Annotated in this window: 17 protein-coding genes; 10 read left to right on the forward strand and 7 right to left on the reverse strand. The window is 56.5% G+C overall.

Annotation, left to right across the window (positions count from 1 at the left end; genetic code table 11):
- Nucleotides 1-100: 100 nt before the first annotated feature.
- A complete protein-coding gene (locus D777_RS02560) occupies nucleotides 101-373 on the forward strand; it encodes an HU family DNA-binding protein (RefSeq protein ID WP_008174603.1) in 273 nt (90 codons plus the stop codon).
- 152 nt (nucleotides 374-525) lie between these two features.
- Complete coding sequence (locus D777_RS02565) at nucleotides 526-2,379, forward strand: SurA N-terminal domain-containing protein (protein WP_036128473.1); 1,854 nt, start codon at nucleotides 526-528, stop codon at nucleotides 2,377-2,379.
- Between the two features lie 60 nt (nucleotides 2,380-2,439).
- Here the strand turns inward: D777_RS02565 and D777_RS02570 are convergent, their stop codons facing one another.
- Complete coding sequence (locus tag D777_RS02570; RefSeq protein WP_150112589.1) at nucleotides 2,440-3,312, reverse strand: MurR/RpiR family transcriptional regulator; 873 nt, start codon at nucleotides 3,310-3,312, stop codon at nucleotides 2,440-2,442.
- Nucleotides 3,313-3,592: 280 nt separating this feature from the next.
- Between D777_RS02570 and zwf the strand changes: the two genes are divergently transcribed.
- From zwf to D777_RS02585, 3 genes are read left to right on the forward strand one after another with little or no spacing between them, the layout of a single operon-like run.
- A complete protein-coding gene (zwf, locus tag D777_RS02575; protein WP_036128476.1) occupies nucleotides 3,593-5,068 on the forward strand; it encodes a glucose-6-phosphate dehydrogenase in 1,476 nt (491 codons plus the stop codon).
- Nucleotides 5,055-5,774 carry a 6-phosphogluconolactonase gene (gene pgl, locus D777_RS02580; RefSeq protein ID WP_227501641.1) on the forward strand — a complete coding sequence of 240 codons (720 nt, stop codon included), beginning with the start codon at nucleotides 5,055-5,057 and terminating at the stop codon, nucleotides 5,772-5,774. Before zwf ends, pgl begins: the two co-directional genes overlap by 14 nt.
- Nucleotides 5,775-5,819: 45 nt before the next feature.
- A complete protein-coding gene (locus D777_RS02585; RefSeq protein ID WP_036128478.1) occupies nucleotides 5,820-6,467 on the forward strand; it encodes a bifunctional 4-hydroxy-2-oxoglutarate aldolase/2-dehydro-3-deoxy-phosphogluconate aldolase in 648 nt (215 codons plus the stop codon).
- Nucleotides 6,468-6,470: 3 nt separating this feature from the next.
- Here the strand turns inward: D777_RS02585 and pyk are convergent, their stop codons facing one another.
- Entirely contained in the window at nucleotides 6,471-7,919 is a 1,449-nt protein-coding gene (gene pyk, locus D777_RS02590; RefSeq protein ID WP_036128480.1) for a pyruvate kinase, read from the reverse strand.
- Nucleotides 7,920-8,272: 353 nt separating this feature from the next.
- On the opposite strand from pyk, the gene edd reads away from it, so the two are divergent.
- From edd to D777_RS02605, 3 genes are read left to right on the forward strand one after another with little or no spacing between them, the layout of a single operon-like run.
- Nucleotides 8,273-10,093 carry a phosphogluconate dehydratase gene (gene edd / locus D777_RS02595; RefSeq protein ID WP_036128481.1) on the forward strand — a complete coding sequence of 607 codons (1,821 nt, stop codon included), beginning with the start codon at nucleotides 8,273-8,275 and terminating at the stop codon, nucleotides 10,091-10,093.
- Nucleotides 10,093-11,064 (forward strand): glucokinase, encoded by a 972-nt coding sequence (gene glk, locus D777_RS02600; RefSeq protein ID WP_036128483.1) that lies wholly within the window; start codon nucleotides 10,093-10,095, stop codon nucleotides 11,062-11,064. Before edd ends, glk begins: the two co-directional genes overlap by 1 nt.
- Entirely contained in the window at nucleotides 11,061-11,669 is a 609-nt protein-coding gene (locus D777_RS02605; protein ID WP_036128485.1) for a uracil-DNA glycosylase family protein, read from the forward strand. Before glk ends, D777_RS02605 begins: the two co-directional genes overlap by 4 nt.
- 12 nt (nucleotides 11,670-11,681) lie before the next feature.
- Here the strand turns inward: D777_RS02605 and glpD are convergent, their stop codons facing one another.
- From glpD to D777_RS02620, 3 genes are all read right to left on the reverse strand, one after another.
- Entirely contained in the window at nucleotides 11,682-13,184 is a 1,503-nt protein-coding gene (gene glpD, locus D777_RS02610; RefSeq protein WP_036128487.1) for a glycerol-3-phosphate dehydrogenase, read from the reverse strand.
- A gap of 112 nt (nucleotides 13,185-13,296) precedes the next feature.
- On the reverse strand, nucleotides 13,297-14,055 hold the full coding sequence (locus D777_RS02615) for a DeoR/GlpR family transcriptional regulator (protein ID WP_036128488.1): 759 nt from the start codon (nucleotides 14,053-14,055) through the stop codon (nucleotides 13,297-13,299).
- A gap of 126 nt (nucleotides 14,056-14,181) precedes the next feature.
- Nucleotides 14,182-15,432 (reverse strand): substrate-binding protein, encoded by a 1,251-nt coding sequence (locus D777_RS02620; protein ID WP_036128489.1) that lies wholly within the window; start codon nucleotides 15,430-15,432, stop codon nucleotides 14,182-14,184.
- A gap of 397 nt (nucleotides 15,433-15,829) precedes the next feature.
- Here D777_RS02620 and D777_RS02625 point away from each other — a divergent pair, with 397 nt between their 5' ends.
- Both D777_RS02625 and D777_RS02630 read left to right on the forward strand, forming a co-directional pair.
- Nucleotides 15,830-17,977, forward strand: coding sequence for a methyl-accepting chemotaxis protein (locus D777_RS02625; protein ID WP_036128491.1), 2,148 nt, complete (start codon nucleotides 15,830-15,832; stop codon nucleotides 17,975-17,977).
- A gap of 98 nt (nucleotides 17,978-18,075) precedes the next feature.
- Nucleotides 18,076-19,086: an FAD:protein FMN transferase gene (locus D777_RS02630; protein WP_227501642.1), complete on the forward strand. Its 1,011-nt coding sequence runs from the start codon at nucleotides 18,076-18,078 to the stop codon at nucleotides 19,084-19,086.
- Nucleotides 19,087-19,093: 7 nt separating this feature from the next.
- Here D777_RS02630 and D777_RS02635 read toward each other — a convergent pair whose 3' ends face one another.
- Both D777_RS02635 and D777_RS02640 read right to left on the reverse strand, forming a co-directional pair.
- Nucleotides 19,094-20,653 carry a hypothetical protein gene (locus D777_RS02635; protein ID WP_036128493.1) on the reverse strand — a complete coding sequence of 520 codons (1,560 nt, stop codon included), beginning with the start codon at nucleotides 20,651-20,653 and terminating at the stop codon, nucleotides 19,094-19,096.
- Between the two features lie 12 nt (nucleotides 20,654-20,665).
- Nucleotides 20,666-23,155, reverse strand: a complete 2,490-nt coding sequence (locus D777_RS02640) for a LamG domain-containing protein (RefSeq protein ID WP_036128495.1) — start codon at nucleotides 23,153-23,155, stop codon at nucleotides 20,666-20,668.

Raw genomic sequence — 23,155 nt, forward strand, 5'->3', positions numbered from 1 at the left:
AAGAATGGAATTCTCTGACCGCTTATGCGATAGTCGAGAACGTCCGAGAAAAAACAAACCAACCTATAACATCTTCAACCTGGAATCGAAGGGGTTTAGTGTGAACAAGTCCGAACTAATCGATGCAATTGCAGAGTCCGCAGATATCTCCAAAGCCGCCGCTGGCCGTGCTCTGGACGCAATGACCAACTCTATCACCGGTGCACTGAAAAAAGGCGATCAGGTAACTCTGATCGGTTTTGGTACTTTCTCTGTTAAAGAGCGTGCTGCTCGTACTGGTCGTAACCCGCAGACTGGTGCCGAGATCAAGATTCCGGCCTCCAAAGTGCCTGGCTTCAAGGCTGGCAAGGCCCTGAAAGACGCCGTTAAGTAACGGTTCTTTCTCTGGCGGTTCCCTTCAAACGGAGCTGTCCTAGAAGATTCAAGGCGCATTCCGACAGGGTGCGCCTTTTTACGTTCAGCGCACCCAAAGATCGTCGCTAATTGATAACAACCGCACGACCTTGACAGGGATTCGAGAAAAACATGCTTCAAGATATTCGGGAAAACTCCCAGGGCACCATTGCCAAGATCATTATTGGTCTGTTGATTGTGTCGCTTTCGATCTGGGGAATGGATGCCATCATTGGCGGGTTCTCCGGCGAGCCGGAAGTGGCTACAGTGAACGGCGAAGACATTACCGAGCGGGACTTTCTGCGTCTGGTTCAGATTGAAAGCCAGCGCCGCCTGGCCAACATGGAGACGCCTGATCCGTCCTTGCTCAATGAAGATCAGATCCGCAAGGATGTCTTGGAGTCTCTGATACAGCAGCAGGTGTTGACTCAGGATGCGAACGAGCAGGGCCTGGAGCTCAGCGACAGCGACATTGATGCCCTGATCAGGCAGATGCCCCAGTTCCAGATCGACGGAAAATACAGTCCTGAGCGCCTTGCCGCGGCGGTTCGCAATATGGGTATGGGAATCGCCGAGTTCCGCCAAACCATGCGCAAGCAGTACGTGATCAACCAGATCCGGGCAGGCATTGCCCAGAGCGGTTTCGCCGCCGGAGAGAATGCCAGCCAGCTTCTGAGTATTCAGAACCAGACTCGTGATTTCCGCACTCTGACCATTCCGGCTGAGTCTGTTGCCGATCAGGTTGAAGTGACGGACGCAGAAATCCAGTCCTACTACGATGACAATCGTTCAAGCTTCCAGCAGCCTGAGCAGGTTGATGCTGCGTACATTTCCCTGTCACTGGGCGCGCTTGCCGAGTCTGTGGACGTGAGTGATGAAGAGCTGCAGGCGTACTATGAGCAGCGTTCCGATGACCTGGCTCGCGAAGAACGCCGGGCTGCCCATATTCTGATAGAAGACGGTGCCGATGCCGATAAGACCATTGCTGAGATCCAGAAGCGTCTGGCTGATGGCGAGGCGTTTTCCGATCTTGCGAAAGAGTACTCCATTGACACCATATCCGCAGAGCAGGGCGGTGATCTCGGGTTTGCTGGCCGGGGAGTGTACGATCCCGACTTCGAGGAGGCTCTCTTTGCGCTGGAGCCGGGTGAGGTTTCTGCAGCGGTGGAGACCAGCTTTGGCGTTCACCTGATCCAGCTAGAAGATGTCCGCCGTTCCGAGGTGCCACCTCTGGAAGAGTTGGCGGGACAACTTCGCGGCGAGCTGGCGCGTGACAAGGCTGAGGAGCGCTTTGCCGAGGTGCGTACCCAGTTGGCGGATGCGGCTTACTCTGCCGAGAATCTGACTGATCCTGCCGAGGAGTTTGGATTGGAGGTGCGTGAGGCGCGTGGCATCACTCGTGACGGCGGTTCTGCTCCGTTCGATCACGAGGGTCTGGTGAGACAGCTGTATTCCGAAGATGTGTTACAGGGCGGCTATAACACGGAGCTGATTGATATTGGAGACAATGTGTCTGTGGTTGCCCGGGTGCGCGAGCATCGGGACGCGCAACAGCTGACTGTTGATCAGGTTCGGGAAGATATCCGGGGCGTGCTTGTTACCCGGAAGACCCGGGAAGCGCTGGCTGATCGTGCCGAAGAAATCATTTCGTCCCTGGAAGACGGGCAGTCCCTGGAAGATCTCGAAGCGGGTAGTTGGCAGGCATTCGAGGAGCAGGGGCGAACGTCCCCGGAAGTGGGTATGTCGGTGATGCAAACCGTCTTCTCCATGGCGCGCCCGGATGAAGGTGGTGTCCGCTATGGTAAGAACGTAAGCCCTGAGCAGGCTGTGGTGGTTGCTCTTGATGACGTTCGCGAGGGCGAAGTGGATCAGGATGCTTCTGAGTTCCAGCAACTGACGCAGTTTCTGGCTTCGCTGGAAGGGCAGCGAGAATACGCCGCCTATCAGCAGTATCTCCGCAACAAGGCGGAGGTGGAGCGCCCGTAACGGTGCCCAGGCGGTATAGCGAAAGCCCGGCAGTTTGCCGGGCTTTTTTGTGCCTTTAACTCAGGAGGATGGGAAACGGGTTGGTTTCAGGCTTTCCTTGATCTTCTTGAGGTGACCGAGGAAATCTGCGCCACGTTTGAGGGTGACACCGGTTGCGAGGATGTCGATCACCGTAAGATGAATGATGCGTGAGGACATGGGCATGTAGACCTCGGTATCCTCCGGTGCGGTGACACCCAGGACGGCCGTACAGATCTCGGCCAGCGGTGAATCCGGGTTGGTGATGCCGATGACCGTCGCACCGTTGGACCTGGCTAATTGCGCGATATCGACGGTTTCACGGGTTCTGCCGGTATAGGAGATGAGCACCATGACATCACCAACATTTGCACCAGCAGCAACCATCCGTTGCATCAGTGCGTCATCATAGGACATGACGGGAATGTTGAAGCGGAAAAACTTGTGCTGGGCATCCATCGCGACGGCGGCGGAGCCGCCCATGCCAAAGAAGTTTATCTGCTTGGCCTGGATCAGGTAGTCGATGACAACGGACAGTTCTCTCGGATCCAGTGCTTGCCTTGCCTTGTCCAGATTTGCAATGGTGCTCAGCATGATCTTGTCAGCGAACTCTGCAACGGTATCGTCCGGTTCTACGTTCTGCCCGACGTAAGGTGTACCAGTGGCGATGCTTTGCGCAAGGCGAATCTTGAAGTCTGGAAAGCCGGTGGCAGAGAAGCCGCGACAGAAGCGGTTGACTGTCGGCTCGCTAACATCTGCGGCACGGGCCAGGGCGGCAATGCTGTAGCGGGTTGCTGCGCTCGGGTCCCGGAGTATCGCTTCCGCCACTTTGCGCTCGGATTTGTTGAGGCTGTCGAGACGGGCCTGAATATCCTCAAGCAGGTTGTCGTCGCGGTGTGCCTGGTTGCTGGCCATCAAGGAGGCTCCCATGATTCATGGCTGTCGTTGATTTAAAAACGGCCCGATTATACCGCTTTTCTAAAGGTTTAGCGTAGTAAAGCTATCATACTGGCAGTGGAGTTCTTGGATTCGTCAGATTTCAATGCCAATATTTACTTAAAGTTACGACATTCCGCCCATGTCCTACCTGTCCGCTTTCAGGGTCAGCCCGTTGTTGGCGAGATAGTTGCTTGGCTCTAAAGTGTTGGGGAGCGCCCGTCGGAACACAGTGGAATGACACGGAGAATCAGAGATCATGGTCAGTAAGGTTGATACCCGTTGCGATCTCATGCTGTTCGGTGCGCTGGGGGATCTGGCGCAACGAAAGCTCTTTCCGGCGCTGTATCAGCTGGCGCGTGCGAATTTGCTGGCTGAGGGGAGTCGGATCCTGGCGATCGCGCGGACCGAGACGGATACCGCCGGGGTCAGGGAGCAATTACTAGACAGGTTGCAGCAGGTGATACGCCCCGACGAGTTTGATCGCTCCGTGGCAGAGGCTTTTCTACAGCGCGTGGAATACCAACTGCTTGATTTCAATGACCCGGACGGATTTTCGGCGCTCAACAACTGGCGGGATAGTGCCCATAACGAATTGATTGTCTATATGGCGACGCCGCCGGCCATGTACGGCGTGATTGCGAGAAACCTCCGCACAGCCGGTTGCTGCACTGACAGAACCCGGGTGGTCGTGGAAAAACCCATCGGCCATGACCTGGAGTCTTCCAAGGTCATCAACGACGAGTTGGGTGAGGTGTACAGGGAGAATCAACTGTTCCGGATTGATCATTATCTGGGTAAGGAAACGGTTCAGAATCTGATCGCACTTCGATTTGCCAACAACCTGTTTGCGTCCCAGTGGGATCAGAACCACATCTCCCATGTGGAGATCACCGTCGCCGAGGCGGTAGGGATAGAGGGTCGCTGGGGCTATTTTGACAAGGCGGGCCAGATCCGGGACATGATCCAGAATCACCTGCTCCAGTTGTTGTGCCTGATTGCGATGGATCCGCCGTCGGATCTGTCTGCGGACAGCATCCGTGATGAGAAAGTGAAAGTGCTCAAGGCATTGCGCGAGATCACGCCGGACATGATGGAGCGCTATGTAGTCCGGGGGCAGTATACCGCCGGAACCAGCGGTGGCCAGCCGGTTCCGGGCTATCTTGAGGAAGAGGGTGCCAATCGCGGGAGTGAGACGGAGACCTTTGTCGCGCTGAAAGTGGAAATAGACAACTGGCGCTGGTCCGGGGTGCCCTTCTATATCCGGACGGGTAAACGGCTTCCAGAAAAGCTTTCCCAGATCATCATTCATTTCAAGCCGGCCCCGCACTACATTTTTGACCCGGACCAGAAACATCTGGCCAATAACAAGCTGATTATCCGGCTGCAGCCGGACGAGGGTATGGCCCTGAAAATTCTGACCAAGGACCAGGGCCTGGACAAAGGCATGCGCCTGAGGCAGGGACCACTGGAGCTGACATTCTCTGAAACCTTCGACGCGGAACGAATCCCGGACGCGTACGAGCGCCTGTTGTGGGAGGTGATGAAGGGAAACCAGTATCTGTTCGTCCGCCGCGATGAGGTTGAGCACGCGTGGCGTTGGGTGGACAGGGTCATTCGCAACTGGCACGACAGTGGCGAGCCTCCCAAGCGTTATGCAGCAGGAACCTGGGGGCCTGTTGCCTCGATTGCCATGATTACTCGGGATGGTCGGAGCTGGTATGAAGATGTCTGATATCGCTTTGCCAGCGGGTATTCAGTCCCAGATCGGGCGAAACTCACAGCAACTGGCGGAGTCACTGGCCGACGCGGTGGCGGATATGATTGAGGCTCGCCTGAAGGTAGCTCCCCGGGCCAGCCTTGCCGTTTCCGGCGGCTCTACCCCGGTGCCCTTTTTTCGGGCTCTGGCAACGAAGGCGTTGGACTGGAAGCGGGTAGACGTGTTGCTGGTCGACGAACGATGGGTGGATGAAGAGTCTCCAGACAGCAATACCCGCCTTGTCAGGGAGAACCTGCTCCAGGCCGGGGCGAGCGATGCCCGTTACTTCGCGCTGAAGCAGCCGGGAAACTCACCATCAAAAGTTTTGGGAGCGGTCGAGCGTGCGCTGGAGCAGCTTACTTTACCGCTGGATGTGCTCATTCTGGGTATGGGCAACGACGGGCATACAGCGTCACTGTTTCCCGATGCACCAGAGCTGCCTCGAGCCCTCGCTATCGACAATCCATCGAGGGTAGTGGCGATGACGCCGGTTTCCCAGCCCCAGGAAAGAATCACCCTGACATTGCGTGTGCTTTCAGCGGCGCGCGAAACGGTGCTTTACCTTCGTGGAGAAGACAAGCTCGAAACCCTGGCGGCAGCCTTGTCGGAGCCTGATCAGGTTGCGGCGATGCCGGTCAGAGCGTTCCTCAAACCCGGGCTAAAACTGTTCTGGAGTCCTTGAGCCGCCGTCTCGGGCGTAATCTGTAACGATTTCATGGAGAGAATCATGACTCAGCTTTCAAGCGATCATCGCGAGCGTATCCAGACGGTACTGGCGGCTTCACCTCTGGTGCCGGTGATTGCCATTCGGAATCTTGAGGATGCTGTGCCTCTTTGTCAGGCTCTGGTGGATGGCGGGATCAAGGTATTGGAAATTACTCTGAGAACGGAGCATGGGCTGCAAGCCATCAGGCAGGTACGAGAGGCGATTCCTGAAGCCTGGGTAGGGGCCGGCACCGTCACGAGTATTGCGCAGTATCGTCAGGTGGAAACCGCGGGCGCCCAGTTCGTGATCACGCCGGGTGTTACTGAGGCTATCCTGGAATTCGGGATAACGTCGGAAGTGCCGCTTTTACCCGGGGTGGCGACTGCGTCCGAGCTAATGCTTGGGTATGCGCTGGGCTATCGTGAGTTCAAGTTTTTCCCTGCTGAAATAGCGGGTGGTATCCCGGCGCTGAAGGCATTGAGCGGGCCTTTTGGAGATGTGACCTTCTGTCCTACGGGAGGTATTGGAAAGGAGACCGCCAGGGACTATCTGGCGTTGAGCAATGTGAAAGCGGTCGGGGGATCCTGGCTGACCCCGTCGGACCTGATGGCAGAGAAAGACTGGCCGAGGATCACGGAAATCGCCCGGTCCAGTCTTGAGGTCCTGTAGAGGTCAGCGGATATCAGGGCCGACGCGTACAATTTTCATCGTGTTGGTGCCGCCCTGGGCATTGACGTAATCACCTTTGGTCACCACAACCAGGTCACCCTCCTTGACGACGCCCTGGCTCACCAGCTCAGAGACCGCCAGCGCATTGGTCTGCTCGTTCGGAACGGTGGCAGAATCAAATGGCACTGTCTGGACCCCACGGAACAGTGCAACTCTGTGCTGGGTTGAATGATGCCGGGAGAACGCGAATATCGGCAGGCTGGACTTGATTCGTGACATCAGTCGCGGTGTGGCGCCGGTTTCTGTGAGGCAGATGATCGCGGTAACGCCAGTGAGGTGGTTGGCTGCGTACATGGCTGACAGTGCAACGGCCTCGTCAATCCGCTCCATAGTTTCATGGATCCGGTGCTGTGACTGGTGCATGGAGGGGTGCTTTTCAGCGCCCAGGCAGATTCGCACCATGGCCTCCACCGCTTCAGCCGGGTAGTCGCCTACCGCTGTTTCGGCCGAGAGCATGACCGCGTCGGTGTAGTCCATCACGGCGTTTGCCACGTCCGAGACCTCTGCCCGGGTCGGCATCGGGTTGGTGATCATGGATTCCATCATCTGCGTCGCGGTGATGACCGCCGTGTCGAGCTGGCGGGCCCGTCGGATGATGTGCTTCTGAACCGCAACCAGCTCCGCATCGCCGATCTCCACGGCGAGGTCGCCCCGGGCCACCATGACGGCATCGGAAGCCTCAATAACCGCGTCCAGGGCGGCTTCGTTGTAGGCGAGTTCAGCGCGTTCGATCTTGGCCACGAGGCCGGCATCGGAACCAGCTTCTTTGAGTAGCTGGCGAGCAATGTTCATGTCCTCGGCGGTGCGAACAAAAGAGACGGCCACGTAATCGGCGCCCAGCTCGGCCGCGGTCACGATGTCTTTCTTGTCTTTTTCTGTCAGCGCGTCTGCAGATAGCCCGCCGCCGCGCTTGTTCAGGCCTTTGTTGTTGGAAAGCGGACCGCCGATCAATACCCTGGAGGAAATGCTGTGATCGTCCACCGACTGCACTTCCATCTCAATTCGACCATCATCCAGAACCAGAATGTCGCCCGGCTCCACGTCCTGGATCAGTTGTTCATAATCAATGCCGACTCGCTCCTGATCACCCGCGCTTTTGTCCATGGACGCATCCAGCACGAAGGTCTGGCCGGCAATCAGAGTGACCTTGTTGTCAGTGAATCTGGCGATTCGGAGTTTGGGACCTTGAAGGTCCGCAAGAAGAGCAACAAAACGGCCCTGGGCAGCAGCTTCCTGGCGAACCCGTTTCGCTCGCTCCATGTGCTCATCGGCGCTGCCATGGGAAAAATTCAGGCGGGTGACATCGACCCCGGCCTTAATGACGGCGGCGAGGGATTCGGGGGCATCCGTGGCCGGACCTAATGTGGCGACAATTTTGGTGCGCCTGAGCATGCTGTGTGTCCTTATGGTTGGTTGTGTAGTGCGGATTCCTGATTCCACGATACCGTTACTCGTTCATGGCGTCGTTTAGCTTTTGGTCGTTGGTGCAATAGTTGCTGGGAATCGAGTGGGGCGCTGCCCGGTTACTTGATGCAAGCTATCATAAATGGTCAGACAAAATTGTTTCAGCAATACCTGATACCTCGGGCCGAGACGATCGTGCCATAACGGCTGGTGCTGCGATGCAAATATGTAGTAAAAGTATCAATTATTCACCCATGGTGCACGATATTTATCGTTATTACCGCCAGAAAGAAAGTAATGATACGTTTATTGGGTGAGGGCAGGAATTATGGGAGGTGGTCATGCACGCAACGGTTGAGAGGGTCACGCGACGGATTGCAGAGCGCAGCCGTCATACCCGGCAGGTATACCTGGAGCGAATGAATCGTCTAAAAGAGCAGTCACCGCACCGGAGTAGTCTTTCCTGCGGGAATCTCGCGCATGGATTTGCGGCGTGCAATCAGGGTGATAAAGACACCCTCAAGTTCATGAACCGAGCCAATGTGGCCATCATTACGGCCTACAACGACATGCTCTCCGCCCATCAACCCTATGAGGGATTCCCCGACGTTATCCGGGAGGCGGCCCATGGCATGGGGTCGGTCGCCCAGGTTGCGGGCGGTACGCCGGCCATGTGTGATGGCGTCACTCAAGGGCAGCCGGGAATGGAGCTGAGCCTGTTTTCCCGGGATACCATTGCCATGAGTACTGCAGTCGCCCTGAGCCACAACATGTTTGATGCTGCCCTGTTGTTGGGCATCTGTGACAAGATTGTGCCAGGTTTGTTGATCGGTGCGCTGAGTTTCGGCCATTTGCCTGCTGTTCTGGTCCCTGCTGGCCCAATGCCTTCCGGGCTCCCCAACAAGGAAAAGCAGCGGATACGCCAGCTCTATGCTGAGGGCAAGATTGGCAAGGAGGAGTTACTGGAAGCCGAGAGTAAGTCCTACCACAGCCCGGGAACCTGCACCTTCTATGGGACCGCCAACAGCAATCAGTTGTTGGTGGAGGTGATGGGGTTGCACATGCCTGGGGCCGCATTCATCCATCCGGGAACGGAATTACGAGACGCTCTGACCCGGGCTGCAACTGAGCAGGTCATCAAGCTCTCCAAACCCCATGGTGGCCAGTTAGGGCTCGCTGATCTGGTCAATGAGAAAAGTATCGTGAATGCCCTGGTGGCGCTGCTGGTTACCGGGGGCTCAACCAACCATACAATCCACTGGATTGCGATTGCGCGGGCCGCCGGCATCATCATTGACTGGAATGATTATGCCGAGCTGTCCGCCGTCGTGCCTTCGATGACCCGAATCTACCCCAATGGCCAGGAAGATGTGAATGCCTTCCATGAGGCGGGGGGTACGCCGCTGCTTATCCGCGAACTCCTTAATGCCGGGTATCTGCACAACGATGTGGAAACCGTGATCGGATTTGGTCTGGACAACTATGCGCAGTCGCCTTTTATGGACGATGGGCGTTTGTCCTGGAAGGCGGCACCGGAGAGAAGCCTGCGTCCCGATGTGCTTAGCTCCGCGGCAGAGCCTTTTGCGCCGGACGGCGGCCTGAGGGTATTGGATGGCAACCTGGGAAGGGGAGTCATCAAGGTATCGGCCGTCGCTGAGGAACATCGGGTGGTTGAAGCGCCCGCCGTGGTATTCAACGACCAGAATGAGCTTAAAGCCGCTTTCGAGGACGGGGAGCTGGACAGGGATTGTGTTGTGGTTGTTCGTTTCCAGGGACCGAAAGCCAATGGCATGCCTGAGCTGCATAAACTGACACCCTATCTGGGCGTGCTTCAGGATCGTGGGTTTCAGGTTGCCCTGGTGACAGACGGACGTATGTCCGGGGCTTCAGGTAAGGTGCCAGCTGCCATTCATGTCTACCCCGAAGCGCTCGATGGCGGGCCGCTTGCCCGTATCAGGAACGGCGACCGGGTCGTTGTTGATGCGAATCATGGGCAACTCCGGGTTGAGGTTGGTGAGGCTGAGTTTTCAGCGCGCGAGGTAGCCCAGGTCGATTTGACCGCCAGTCATCAGGACTACGGGCGTGAGTTGTTCGGCTGGATGCGGCGGGCCGCCGGAACGCCGGAAGAGGGCGCCAGTTTCTTCTGGACGACGGAGTCATAATGACGACGGTGCATATTCTGCTGGGTGACATCGGCGGAACCAACGTCCGGTTTGCGGTTATGCGTGAAGAAGGCGGAGCTCTTGAGTTGATCGACTCACGACCCTGCAGCCAGTATGGGAATCTTGAAGCAGCGATCCAGGACTATCTGATCCTGCAAGGTATTGATCGGGTAGACGTCGCCTGCCTTGCCGTCGCCGCGCCGGTTCAGGGTACCCGTATCCACCTCACCAACAGCAGCTGGCAGTTTGATTGCGAAGAACTCCGCACGCGATTTGGCTGGCGGGCTTGCCACGTTGTAAATGATTTTACCGCTATGGCGTTGGGCGTGCCGTGTGTACCTGAAAAGGATTTGGTGCGCGTATGCGGAGGGCCTGCTGAGGGCGCTGGTGTTCGTCTTGTGATGGGGCCGGGAACGGGACTTGGGATGTCTGGCCTTTTACCGGTTGGGGAGCGCTGGATCGCGCTCAGAACCGAGGGTGGGCACGTAGATTTTGCGCCGACCAACGAGATAGAAATGGCGATCCTGAGGATTCTACAGCACCGCTTTGGCCGGGTTTCTGTGGAACGAATTCTCTGCGGCGAGGGGTTACTCAATCTCTACCGTGCACACGCCGAGATTGTCGGGGGCAGGGCGGCCTTTGACGCGCCAGAAGAGATAAGTGCCGCTGCGCTCGCTGGCATCGATGATCTGGCCGTTCGCACACTCACCCATTTCTGCGAGATACTGGGGCGTACAGCCGGGAATGCCGCATTGACACTGGGGGCGACAGGCGGTGTCTTTCTGTGTGGCGGTATTCTTCCGGCCATACAGAGTTTTTTTCTGAAGAGCCCATTCCGTCAAGGATTTGAAGACAAGGGGCGAATGCGTTCTATCATGGAGAAAACGCCAGTCTATCTGGTAACCGATCCTTTTACGGCGTTGCGGGGAGCTGCGGAATATACTGCAACAGGTTCCATGGGAGGGCCATGAACCCAGGGTTAGATCAATTGAACTTTGATGAGTTGGTACGTCGGGTTCGAGCCTGCACGATCTGTGCGGAATCGCTTGATCATGAGCCTCGACCCGTCATACAGCTATCGGAATCTTCCAGAATCCTGGTGGTAGGGCAGGCTCCGGGGCGGCGGGTTCATGAGACCGGGTTGCCCTTCAACGACCCCAGCGGAGATCGTTTGCGGGACTGGATGGGCGTAACCCGCGATACATTCTACGATGAACAGCTGTTGGCGATCCTGCCCATGGGGTTCTGCTACCCAGGTACCGGAAAGTCCGGGGATTTGCCGCCGAGGCCTGAGTGTGCGCCGGCATGGCGGCAGTTGCTCCTGGACCGCCTGACAAATATAGAGCTGACGCTGGTGATTGGCCAGTATGCGCAAGCCTGGCATCTTGAGGCGCCGTCCAGCACGGTGACGGAAAACGTCAAACGTTGGCAGGAGTTCTGGCCGACCGTCGTTCCCTTGCCTCATCCCAGCCCCCGAAACAACCGGTGGTTAAGAAACAATCCCTGGTTTGAATCCGAGGTGGTTCCGGCCTTGCGAACGGAAATCCAGCGTTTGCTCGGTGCAGCCGTATGCTGACAACAGTGCTCGTCAGCGCCTTTCCGGAACCGTTTCTGCCAGATAGTGTTCCAGCAGGCTGAGCTTCTCTCTGGTGATATAAAGTCCCTGTTTGGTTCTCCGCCAGAGAACGTCCTCGGATGTCCGCGCCCATTCATTTTCAATCAGGTAGTCTACTTCGCGCTGGAACAGGGTATCGGTGAAGGCGGTGCCCAGATCGTCCCGGGCATGGCAGCCCTCAAGAATCCGGAAGCTATCCGTTCCATAGGTTCGAACATAGCGCTTGATGATCCGTCGGGCGAGCCAGGGAAACCGGGTTTCGAGTTGTTCGGACAGGGTTTCCTGGCTGCCGAATTCACCGCCCGGCAAGATCGCGCGACGGGTCCACGTGCTGCCCGCTTCCGGGAAATAGTCACACAGGCGATTGGTGGCGGCTTCTGCCAGCTTCCGAAATGTCGTGATCTTGCCGCCAAATACTGAAATGAGGGGCGCCATACCTTCAGATTCATTGACTTCGAAGGAGTAATCCCGTGAGGCCTTCTGGGCTGACTCGCCCTCGTCATCCATCAGTGGCCGTACACCGGAATAGGACCAGACGACATCGTTGCGTGTTAGCTGGTTCCGGAAATAGTCGTTGACGATGCCAATCAGGTAGTCTGTCTCTTCTTCTGAAATTTGCGCTTTTTTCGGGTCACCACGGTATTCCACGTCTGTTGTGCCAACCAGCGAAAACTGATCTTCATAGGGGATCACAAAAACAATGCGCTCGTCTTCATTCTGCAGTATGTAAGCTTCGTCGCCCTGATTGATTCTCGGCACGACGATATGGCTGCCTTTGACCATTCGGATCTGCTTGGGCGCTCTCATAGAAAGGCTTTCATCAAACAGGCGGCTGACCCAGGGGCCGGTGGCATTCACGATGACTTTGGCGGATACGCTCTTTTCGGTTCCCGACACCATGTCCCGCAGCGTCGCGTTCCATTGCGTCTCGCCCCGCTCGGCATGGATGCATTTTGTCCGGGTCAGGATCTTGGCGCCTTTCTCTTGGGCTTTGCGCGCGGTCAACACCACCAGGCGCGCATCATCGACCCAGCCATCGGAGTACTCGAAGCCTTTACTGATCTCAGGTTTGAGGGGGGAATCCGCGCCGAATCTGATGGAGTGCGAGCCTGCGAGTGTTTCCCGTTTGGCCAGGTGATCGTAGAGGAACAAGCCCGTGCGGATCATCCAGGCCGGGCGCAGGTGCGGTCGGTGTGGCAGGCGAAAGCGCATGGGCCACATGATGTGTGGGGCATTGCGAAGGAGAGCCTCCCGTTCCGCAAGGGCTTCCTTTACGAGCCTGAATTCGTAATGTTCCAGATAGCGCAGGCCGCCGTGTATCAGTTTGCTGCTGCTGGAGGAGGTGGCAGACGCGAGATCATCCATCTCGCACAGGAGCACTTTCAGTCCACGGCCTGCGGCGTCCAGGGCGATCCCGGTGCCGTTAACGCCACCCCCGACGACCAGAACGTCGTAAAGGTTGGATTCACTTTCCATGATTGAGTTTCCAAAACGAACATTGAATGTTTGATTTCGACTATAAATAGTTGGCGAGGGTTCGTAAAGGAAAACCTTTTGTGGATGCGCTAATTGTGACCCAAGGCGGAAATCAGACGACGTGAAGGCGAACGCTGTGGTCTTTCAGGATTCGGGAGATTTCGCGGGGAGGTTGGGCATCCGTAAACACCTGATCGGCCTGATCGATACTGCCGAGCCGGACCATTGCGTTGCGGCCGAATTTCGAGTGGTCTGCAGCAAGCAGTACCTGGCCGGAGTTGGCGATGATCGATTGGGCAACCCGAACCTCCCGGTAGTCAAAGTCGAGCAATGAGCCGTCATTGTGTATGCCACTGATGCCGATGATGCCGAAGTCCATTTTGAACTGGTTGATAAAATCCACCGCCGCCTCGCCAACAATCCCTCCGTCGCGATTACGAACTTCACCGCCTGCAATAATGATATGAAAGTCTTCTTTGGCCGAGAGAATGGAAGCGACGTGAAGATTGTTGGTCACCACTCGGAGGTTTCTTTTGGCCAGCAGAGCCCGGGCGATTGTTTCGGTCGTAGTGCCGATATTGATGAACATGGATGAGCCGTCGGGAATATCAGCCACCAGAGCCTTGGCTATGCGTTCCTTGGCATCCAGGTTCATGATCTTGCGTTCCTGATAGGCGGTATTGACGGTACTCGAGTCGATACCGGCACCACCATGATGACGTGTGAGTTTGTTTTGGCTCGCCAGCTCGTTCAGGTCTCGCCGGATGGTCTGTGGCGTAACGCGAAACTGTTCGACCAGTTGTTCGGTAGTGACAAACCCGTTGCGCTGGATCATATCCATGATCTGGTCGAGGCGGTGTTTCTGGGACATGCAGACATCCTGAGGGAGTTTTCGAAAACGAAAGTCTAAGCGTTCATTTGAGAACTTTCAAAATGAAAAAGCCTCCGTGTCTGCGGAGGCTTCTATCACTCAGGACAGTATTCCTGTCCATTCGGGTCAGAGGGAGGTCGGCTTTCCGGCCGCTCGCCGTCTTTGTTCCCATTCGGAACGCGTCTGGACCGCCTCATCACCGGGTAGGGAATCCACGATGGTAAAGTAGTCCGAGCTATATTCGTCAGCGACGATGCTGTCCCGGGGTTTTACCTTGACGACATAAACCGTTTGGACGTTCTGGTGGTCAAACGCTCTCCAGTACTGTTCATCCTTCAGGGATGTGTAGCGATGCCCTTCCAGTGCTTGGATCACACGGCCCGTGTTGGTGCTGCCGGCACGCTCAACCGCATCCTTGTATTGGTAAACGATGCTGTAGGCCGACGCCGCAGCGGTAGATGGGCGCATTTCGTAGCGCCGGGAGAAGGACTCAACGAACTCTTTGCCGCGAGGGTAGTTTAATTCGTAGGGAGCATTCCATACCCAGGGGGAGCCACCGACGACGTCTTCCATAATGGTTGGCCCAACCTGCCTTGCCATGCCAAGGGTAAGATTCGGTACCACGATCTGCATTTTGTCCTTCAGGCCCATTTCATAGGCCACATTCAGCGCCCGGACCATATCATCGCCAAAAAGCACCATCATCAGGACTTTGGCGCCACTGGCCTCCGCTTTCTCAAGAGCGCTCCGGAAATCGCTTATTAGAGCCCTCGGAAAGGGGGTTTTTACACCCGGGTGAGCCTCGCTATCTGTTGTCTCGGAAAACTTCCGCACGGACTCCTCAACGGACCAGCCCCAGGTATAGTCTGCCGTGATGTAAAAATACTTCTGGTTGGCATGGTTGGCCTGAAGGTACTTGCTCAGTGCTTTTGCTGTCATCCAGGCGTTGTAGGGCTCCCGGAACATGTGGGAATGACCTTCCTCTCCGGTCGTCGCGTTTGAGTAGGTCAGAGTACCGAAATACAGTCTGTCACGATCCCTTGCTGCTTTGCCGGAGGCGATGGCAACAGAGCTGGAGACGCCTCCGAAAACCATGCTGGCACCCTCCCGGTCAATCAGCTCAGCGGTGTTTCGGGCGCCCTTTTCAGGTTCGCTGCGGCTGTTTCGTATGACCAGCTCGAGTTGCCGCCCCATCACGCCGCCGGTCTTGTTGATTTCATCGACTGCAAGGAATGCTCCCAGTCGTTGTTGAAGCCCCTGGTCTTTGTATCGTCCGGTCTGGGGATAGTTCAGTCCGAGTTTCAATGTTTCAGCGGATACCGTGGTGCATGCGAGTGCGAGCACACACGCAGAAACGAGCGCTTTTCCGAAGTTCATTGTATTGGCCTCTGGGAAACTGCCCCACCTTGGGCGGAACAGAGGAGTTATTGTTTATTTGTTAGGCATATCTAGTCTCTTCCGAGCCACACCGGTCAACAATCGGACCAAAGTGGAAGTTTGCGTAACAAATTGTTATGCCGGATTGGCTGTCATTCAGCGACGCGCACTAACATGGTGCCTATATGGGCCTTCTGTCTCTCTATGCATTCGTCTGGTGCACTATAAATCCCTCGATTGATTCCGGTATTGCTCCAAGTCACTGAAAGAATGGAAATATTTGATAGATCCTGGCGCCTTTGTGTACAGGCCCGCTTTTTGCAGCGTTGGCTATTTTCCGAATTGGTTGCACCGGAATCGTGCCGGTAGGCCTGACGTACGGATCAAGGAGACAGAAATGACCCTGAAGAGTGACACCATGAATCTGACCGATAAAGAACGGCGATGGTTACCAGTCTGGGGCTCCACGGGAAAGTTGGCTATGGGCTGGTCATGCTTCCTGAACAGGTCTATGTACAGTACCAACGAGCAGATATTCGAGAGTATTGCACGAACCCGACGGGATGCGCTGATGGCCTGGGCGGAACATAAATGGGCCTTCCTGGATCAGTTGGCGGCCAGGCTGGATGGCCTGGATACGGCAACGGTTGAGGGGGTCATTCGAGCTTCTTCTGGACGGCTGCGTGAAATTTCCGAGCTGTTTGTTATTGATGGGGCAGGAACGGTACTGGCTTCAACCGCAAATGGCCGCCAGGGCCGATGCGACCTGCCACGGGGTGCGTTCGAGAAGGGGGTTCGGGAGCGTTTCTTACACGGCCCCTACCGGGATCCGGTCACCCTGACGCTCGGCCCGACGACCTCCCGGTTTCATGATGCGGTTACCCTGATGTTCTACCAGCCGATTACCCTGGGGAGTGGGCAGTCGGGCGCGGTGTGTGCACGGATACCCAATGACGTCATGAGCGACCTCATCCAGCGTGAGGCCGGCCATGTATTTGAGGAATCGGGTGACAACTACATCTTCATGAGAGAGAGTCGCTTCGATACCAGCATCCTTCCCGGTACAGCTCTGTCTCGCTCTCGGTTTGAGGATGCGACCTTCAGCCACGGAGACAACCTGAAAGACGGCATTCGCACTGGGTTTGGCACCGTAGGCGTTCGTGAGCATACCGAATTCGAGATTCGCTTTACCGACCCGGCGACCGGGCAACTGCATCCTGGTGTCCGGGAAACCATGGCCAGAGGCGAGAATCTCTATGTGAAATACCCGGGATACTCGGATTATCGGCACATACCGGTCATAGGCAAGGGCGTTACCTTTCAGCTTCCCGGGTCCCCGGATCGCTGGGGTATGATGTGTGAGGGGGATCTGGAAGAGGTCTATCGTCGTCGTTCGGTATCCTATTTGCTATCGGCGAGGCTGGCATTTTTTGTGGCCGCCTTCTGGGGCATCAATGTGGGCCTGGCATACAGTAGCGTTCCCTTATGGATCGATGCGAGCATCAGTGCTCTGGCTGCACTGGTGACGGTGCTGTTGTTCCGAGCGAGTTCAGTCCGGCCCTATTCGGAGCGCCTGGGGGCGATGGCCGATGTGATCAGAAACATAGCGGAGGGCGGAGGTAACCTCCGTCAGCGCCTCGATCTGTCAAAAATGAAGCGTGATGAATCTGGCGATCTGGCTCGTTGGATCAACAGCTTCATTGATAGTCTCGATGGTATGGTAGGGCAGGTCATTACCCTGGCAGCCGACACTCGGCAGGCTGGTGATCAGCTCATGGCTCAGAATCAGCTGGCCAATGAGAGGATCCGTCAGGTTCTGGAGCACATTGACGGCATGGTGAAAGGGGCGACGGAACAGGAAAACGAGATCACCAATGCGTCCACAACTGCCCAGGAAATGCGTTCCAGTATGGAAGAGGTGGTTGAGCGTGCCAGGGAGCAGTTTGCTCGTGTCAGTCAGGAAACCCAGAGTATACGTGACGTCATCAACCGGTCTGCCGAAGGCATACGGGCGGCCAACGATCGCACTGAAGAAATCAGCAAAACGGCCCTGGTCATCAACGACATTGCCGCTCAAACCAATCTCCTGGCGCTGAACGCCGCGATTGAAGCCGCCCGGGCCGGGGAATCCGGCAAGGGGTTTGCGGTTGTTGCCGATGAAGTCCGCCAACTTGCAATCCGAACCGCTCAGGCAACCAAGGATATTGGCGAACGCCTGGAGGGGGTTCAGGAGGAAACCCGCAGGGCGGTCCAGACCATGGAAGAGGGGATGTCGGAAATGGAGGAACGGTTGCAAAAGGCCGAAGCGGCCGCTGACGACAACTCCGCCTTACACCACATGGTCGAAAAACTGTTCAGGGCGATATCCGGAATCGAAGAAACCAACCGGCTGCAAGGTACGCAGACGTCTGGTGTGGCAGAGAGCGCATCGGTCATGAATGGCGTCATTGATCAGCTGATTCTGAGCTCTGAGCGGGCCCAGGCATCGGCCAACAAGTTGCAGCGACTGACCAGCCAGTTCCAGGTGACGACACACGCCGCATGACTCCTTGAACCAGTCGTTGGATTCCCCCTCTGGAGCCGGATACACTCGGTGCCCGAAGCGGGTGTCGGAGGCCTGCCGGTTGCTACAGGGGGAATGCTGTGACGTCAAACCACCCATGGTGTCTCAGGGCAGTAGGCCCGGCACTTTTGTTTTCGCTTCTGATGATTCCTGTTACGGCCCAGAGCGAGTGGTTCTATTATGCCGATACGGCCATGACGACGCGCGTGGAGCTGGAACTCTGGGCAGACAGTCGTAGGCTGGCAGATCCGATTGCCGAGCGGGTTCTAAGAGTCTTCCATAAGGTCGATCGTAGCATGAGCCGCTACCGTGAAGACTCTGAACTTTCACGGTTGAATCGGCAAGCGGCTGAGCGCCCAGTCGAAGTCAGCGAGGGGTTGTTCGACGTCTTCCGGAAAGCTCAGACGGTCTCTGAGCTCAGTAATGGTGCCTTTGACATCAGTTTTGGCTCTGTGGGCTATCTGTATGACTACCGTACCGGTGTAGCCCCGTCAGAAGAACAATTGTCCTCTCACCTTTCCCACATCAATTATCAGGACATAGTGCTGGATGATGCCAGCAGGACGATATTCTATCGGCAGGAGGGATTGCGGGTGGATTTGGGGGGAATCGCTAAAGGATATGCGGTCGACCTGGGGATAGAGCAGTTGAAGGCTGCCGGGATACGCCATGCGCGTCTCAGTGCCGGGGGGGATATGCGTCTGCTCGGCGACCGCCACGGGCGGCCCTGGGTAGTCGGGGTTCGTGACCCTCGCAGCAAAGATCGTAACGCCGTTGTTCTACCGCTGATGAATGCCGCACTCTCTACGTCAGGAGACTATGAGCGGTTTTTTATTGATGAGCAGGGCGATCGAGTCCACCACATCCTTTCCCCGAAAACCGGCAAGCCAGCACGGGGTGTTCAGAGCGTCAGTATATTGGGATCCGATGCCATGACCACCGACGGGCTCTCGACAGCGGTGTTCGTGTTGGGCACGGCACGAGGGCTGGATATGATCAATCAGCTCCCTGATATCGATGCCATCATCATTGATGAGGCTCGTCAGATGCATTATTCCGATGGTCTGCAACCCCCCGGTCCGGATGACTGACGAGTCCCTAGATTGTCCCTGTGACGATGCTCGACATGGCGATCAGACTATCCTGCATGGTGCTGTTTCCAAGTCCGTGGCCCGCGAATCGGTTACCAAAATCGGACTGCTCTCCATGAAGTGCCATGTAGTTAAGCAGTACCGTTTGCACCAGCTGATTTACATTGTTGGCGGCAGGGCTCGAAGCGGTTTCCACCGATGCATCCGGGCGCATGAATCCTATCTGGTTTCTGATAGCCTGGGGTCTCCCGTTTGGGTTGTAGACCAGAAAGAACGATGCGGCCGTTTGTTGATTGTCGCCGGTCCATTCGCCCTTGCCGCGGCCATCAATGGAGTCGTCGATGCGGCCATTGCTGGCAACGGACCCATCGCTGAAAACATAGAGCATCAGCGGCATTCCCAGTCGGGCAGCGTACTCGAGGCAGGCGCCCATGCAGCGACCGGCCTGTTCATCCCGGCGTTCTCCGGTGCCACGTTCGCCGGTATGGTAGTCGTAACCTCCCATGGTAACGGTGCCGGCTCCGGCATACCCATTCAGTACCAGCTTCATGACCGATGCGGTTTTACGGAATTCCCGGTTGCTGTTGAATTCATCGCGGCTGAAAATCCCGGATGATCCGACGATCTCCAAATCCAGTTCCGGATCCAGGGCGCTTGGATTCCCGAATCGATCGGCCAGGTCAGCGCTTTTTATGTAGCCACACCGGACCAATTCCTTGATGGTTTCATCGGTGGAGATCCCGAGCTTGGTATCGACATTTTTCATCTTGGCATCGCTGATGCGCGCAATGGCCTCCATGACCGCCACGGCGTCATTCTGATCCAGTATCCCGATCAGATCGCCCACATCCACCAGCCCGGTGACGTCGGAGGGGCGGTCGATCTTCGTTGGTCGCTTTTCCGGATCAAGCAGGTTCATTGGCGATAGCGAATTGCCGCCGGATTCTGAACTCTGGGAGCCCACCAGAGAGAGCAGTGAACCGTCGGCGCCTGCTTTATTGATGCCATACATGGGGTTGTGCGGGTTGTTACCGGTGTCGTTCTCTGAACGTGCGGCGATAATCGCCCCATTGACACCCGCTCTTGTCCCCGCGCTGGTGCTCTGGAGAATGCCCCGCAGAAACCCGCTATCAGAGTGAAACGCAAGGCCAAGTTCGTTGTTCACGAAGGTGGCGTTGCTGGGGAGCATATCCCCGGGGAGGCCCAGTTTGTTGTAGCCAGCGGTACTCAGGAAGTCCATCTGGCCGCCTGATTTTCCCATTAGCACGTTGGAGCCGGCGATATTGGCGCCACCGGCCAGATCGAAACAGATAAATGGTATTTTGCCGGCCCCCTGAACCGCGATGCCGCAGCTCTGTTTTAACGCCTCCAGATCCGATGACAGTGCCGCGGATGCCGTTCGGGGATTCCCGAAGAGGCTGAACACCGAGGCCCCGAACACGGTTGCGGATCCGGCTCTGAACCCCTGCGCCAGAAACTCGCGGCGGGTGCGTGGTTTGCCATGATCCAGATGACGCAGAGGTTCATTGTTGTCGAGAGGCTTGATGCGAGATCTACGAATAAACATGAAAAGCGTCCTTTACTGAACCAGGGTTGTCGCGCTACCCAGTACGGCGGCACAGCTTGCTTTGACGATGGTTTCGGTTCGGCCCGCAGGGCAGCTGGAGCCGCAGGCCGACAAGGTGTCGATCAACCCGTTCAGCTCGGCTTCGGTCTCTACCGTTGCCGGTTGTGAGGTCAGATTGTTCCCGACAAACCGGTTAATCAGTGACGTGATCACCAGGTTGCGACCTGACGAATCAAACGCCGTCGAGACTGGCGCGGAAAAGTCGAAGCCGGGGAAAACCTCATCTCGCGCCAGGGTATCTGAGACCAGAACATCGCAGTACTGGATGGCCATCTGGGTGATTGCCATTTGATGAGAGGAAAGAAAACCGCGGATACCTTCAACCGATGGAAGTTGCTGCCTGACGGTCCTGAAAGTGGCGTCCACATCGGCCTGGGTTTTGGCGATTCCGGTCATCCGGGACATGGATTCGTTGACCTCATCAAAGGTCTTCAGACCAATCTCGGAGCTTGGCTCCAGATCTGCTGGCTCGGGCGCCGGCAGTAGTCCCGGCTCAGTGCGGGCGAACGTGTTATCACCTGCCTGATCAAAGGTCAGGAAAAATTCGTCGCTCTCTGGACCGTTTTCAAGTGCGATAACGGTGCCCAGTCGTGACAGGCGCTGCCCACTGCCGGGTTCGTATTCGTCACTGTCGAGGACGATATCGAGGTTGGCCCAGGCTTGGCCCACGGTTGCTTCTTTCCCGTTGATACCCAGGCGCATGCCTTTGAGGGGAATGCCGCTTGGTACCGCATTGCTGTCGAGGCTAATAAAGAACGGACTGACGAATCGGTAGCTGTAACTATCGAACTGGCTCACCTCGAATACGATGTAACTTTGGGGCACGTCGACGAGGTGTGAGACGCCGAAAAGCAGGTAGAACTTCTCGCCAACGCCGACTTCGTAGTTCGCCTTCACCTGATCGGGAGTCAGCGCCCGGTTGTGGAGGGCAACGAGCCTGATAGCGCCCTCCCACGGAGAGTTACCATCGGTTTCATTGCCGAGAACGAGTGCAAAGCTGTCATCCCACTCCGAAAGGAGGCCGGCTGGGTCAGAGTCGACATCTCCGCTACTCTCACCGTTAACATAGATCTGCCTTCCCGTGCCGGGCGCATAGTTGACGACCACGTGCTGGAGCGTGGCTTGCAACAGCATGTCGGCGTCCTGAGTGCTGAAAGCCGTATTCTCATCGCTTGTGGTGCTCCGGTGCAGAACTTCGTAACGCTGGAGAGACTGGCTCAATGTGGTGTTGCGGGTGGTCGATGAGCCGGAGTAGGTTACGATTCTAGCGTCTTCCTGGGTCACGTTCCCGGGCGCAATCCAGGCTTCTATAGCGTACTCGCCGGTTGCTGTCAGGAGGGAGTGGAGTTTTCGGCTACTGGCGGTCGTTCCCTGAGCCTTACCGGCTGGAACCGAAAAGCCCTGATCGTTTTCATAAGCTCCCCCGAGTTTGATCCCCCAGCCACCGACCCAGTCCACATTACCGCTCAGGGTCAGGTCCAGGGCGGGGGAGACACCGCTTGTATCGAATGCAGTCTGCCCTTCACCGGATTTGAACTCATAGAGTGCAATAATGTTGTCTTCATAGCGGCCGCCGGAATTCGCAAGTAATCCATCTGCCGCAAGGTTCAGAGCTTTGCTCGTCAACAGGGCCGGGTCGACGGGCCGGGGTTGCTGGAGCCCAGCAAAGTCCTCAATCGCCATTTCCATCATCAGCGCCGAAGCGTCGCAGTCGCCATCCCAGCAATTGTGAAAATCATTTCTTAGCCTCTCTACCAGACGAGAAGCGGAGGGGTTTTCCAGGTTAATCCTGCTCTTGGCCTGGTCATAAGCTATCTGCACATCATCGCTGGCAATCAACGGCGTTTGAATGCCTTCAATGTGACAGTCGCTGCAGTACTGGGACAGAACCGGGTAGATCGTAGAGGAAAAGTCGCCCGAATCTGCAGGAAATGACAGGGTAGAGCCCGGCTCTTTTGCTTCGGGGGCGCGTAACTCAACGGTTTTGACCGACCCCTCGGAGCCGCCGGCCCAGTTTGTGATGTAGGTGGTTAGTATATCTGCGCAGGCAGAGGTGCTGCTCAGCCAACAATTGTGTCCTCCAGCGACCTTGGAGACCATTAGCGACTGCGACGGATCAGACAGGTTTACGATGGTGTTCGCCTGAGCGTAGGCGGTGTTTATGTCCTGATTATCAACAAACGCGGGAGTCTGGCCGCCAGCTCCATGGCATGCGCCGCAGCGATCCTGCGCGACCAAATTATCCCAAAGGTTGATTTTGAAGTTCTGGACATCGGCGCTGGCCGGTGCCGGGCCAGTGTAATTCACTTCGCTGGAGCCGGTGCTGGTGTTGGGTAACGGTTCTGTGGATTCACCGCCACATGCGCTCAGCAGCATTGCAAATAACGCGAGGCTCAGGAGCGAATTCAGGGAGTGTATAAGCTGCTTCCTGTTGTTGTTCAT

Source organism: Marinobacter nitratireducens (assembly GCF_000708045.1).
GTDB classification, from domain to species: Bacteria; Pseudomonadota; Gammaproteobacteria; order Pseudomonadales; family Oleiphilaceae; genus Marinobacter; species Marinobacter nitratireducens.

Bases quoted from the DNA above. Each gene is read 5' to 3' on its own strand.
- D777_RS02635 (WP_036128493.1), bottom strand. From the start codon at position 20,653: ATGTTTATTCGTAGATCTCGCATCAAGCCTCTCGACAACAATGAACCT.
- D777_RS02640 (WP_036128495.1), bottom strand. From the start codon at position 23,155: ATGAACAACAACAGGAAGCAGCTTATACACTCCCTGAATTCGCTCCTG.
- glpD (WP_036128487.1), bottom strand. From the start codon at position 13,184: ATGGAAAGTGAATCCAACCTTTACGACGTTCTGGTCGTCGGGGGTGGC.
- D777_RS02615 (WP_036128488.1), bottom strand. From the start codon at position 14,055: ATGTCCCAGAAACACCGCCTCGACCAGATCATGGATATGATCCAGCGC.
- D777_RS02605 (WP_036128485.1), top strand. From the start codon at position 11,061: ATGAACCCAGGGTTAGATCAATTGAACTTTGATGAGTTGGTACGTCGG.
- edd (WP_036128481.1), top strand. From the start codon at position 8,273: ATGCACGCAACGGTTGAGAGGGTCACGCGACGGATTGCAGAGCGCAGC.
- D777_RS02565 (WP_036128473.1), top strand. From the start codon at position 526: ATGCTTCAAGATATTCGGGAAAACTCCCAGGGCACCATTGCCAAGATC.
- zwf (WP_036128476.1), top strand. From the start codon at position 3,593: ATGGTCAGTAAGGTTGATACCCGTTGCGATCTCATGCTGTTCGGTGCG.
- pgl (WP_227501641.1), top strand. From the start codon at position 5,055: ATGAAGATGTCTGATATCGCTTTGCCAGCGGGTATTCAGTCCCAGATC.
- D777_RS02570 (WP_150112589.1), bottom strand. From the start codon at position 3,312: ATGGCCAGCAACCAGGCACACCGCGACGACAACCTGCTTGAGGATATT.
- D777_RS02620 (WP_036128489.1), bottom strand. From the start codon at position 15,432: ATGAACTTCGGAAAAGCGCTCGTTTCTGCGTGTGTGCTCGCACTCGCA.
- pyk (WP_036128480.1), bottom strand. From the start codon at position 7,919: ATGCTCAGGCGCACCAAAATTGTCGCCACATTAGGTCCGGCCACGGAT.
- glk (WP_036128483.1), top strand. From the start codon at position 10,093: ATGACGACGGTGCATATTCTGCTGGGTGACATCGGCGGAACCAACGTC.
- D777_RS02585 (WP_036128478.1), top strand. From the start codon at position 5,820: ATGACTCAGCTTTCAAGCGATCATCGCGAGCGTATCCAGACGGTACTG.
- D777_RS02625 (WP_036128491.1), top strand. From the start codon at position 15,830: ATGACCCTGAAGAGTGACACCATGAATCTGACCGATAAAGAACGGCGA.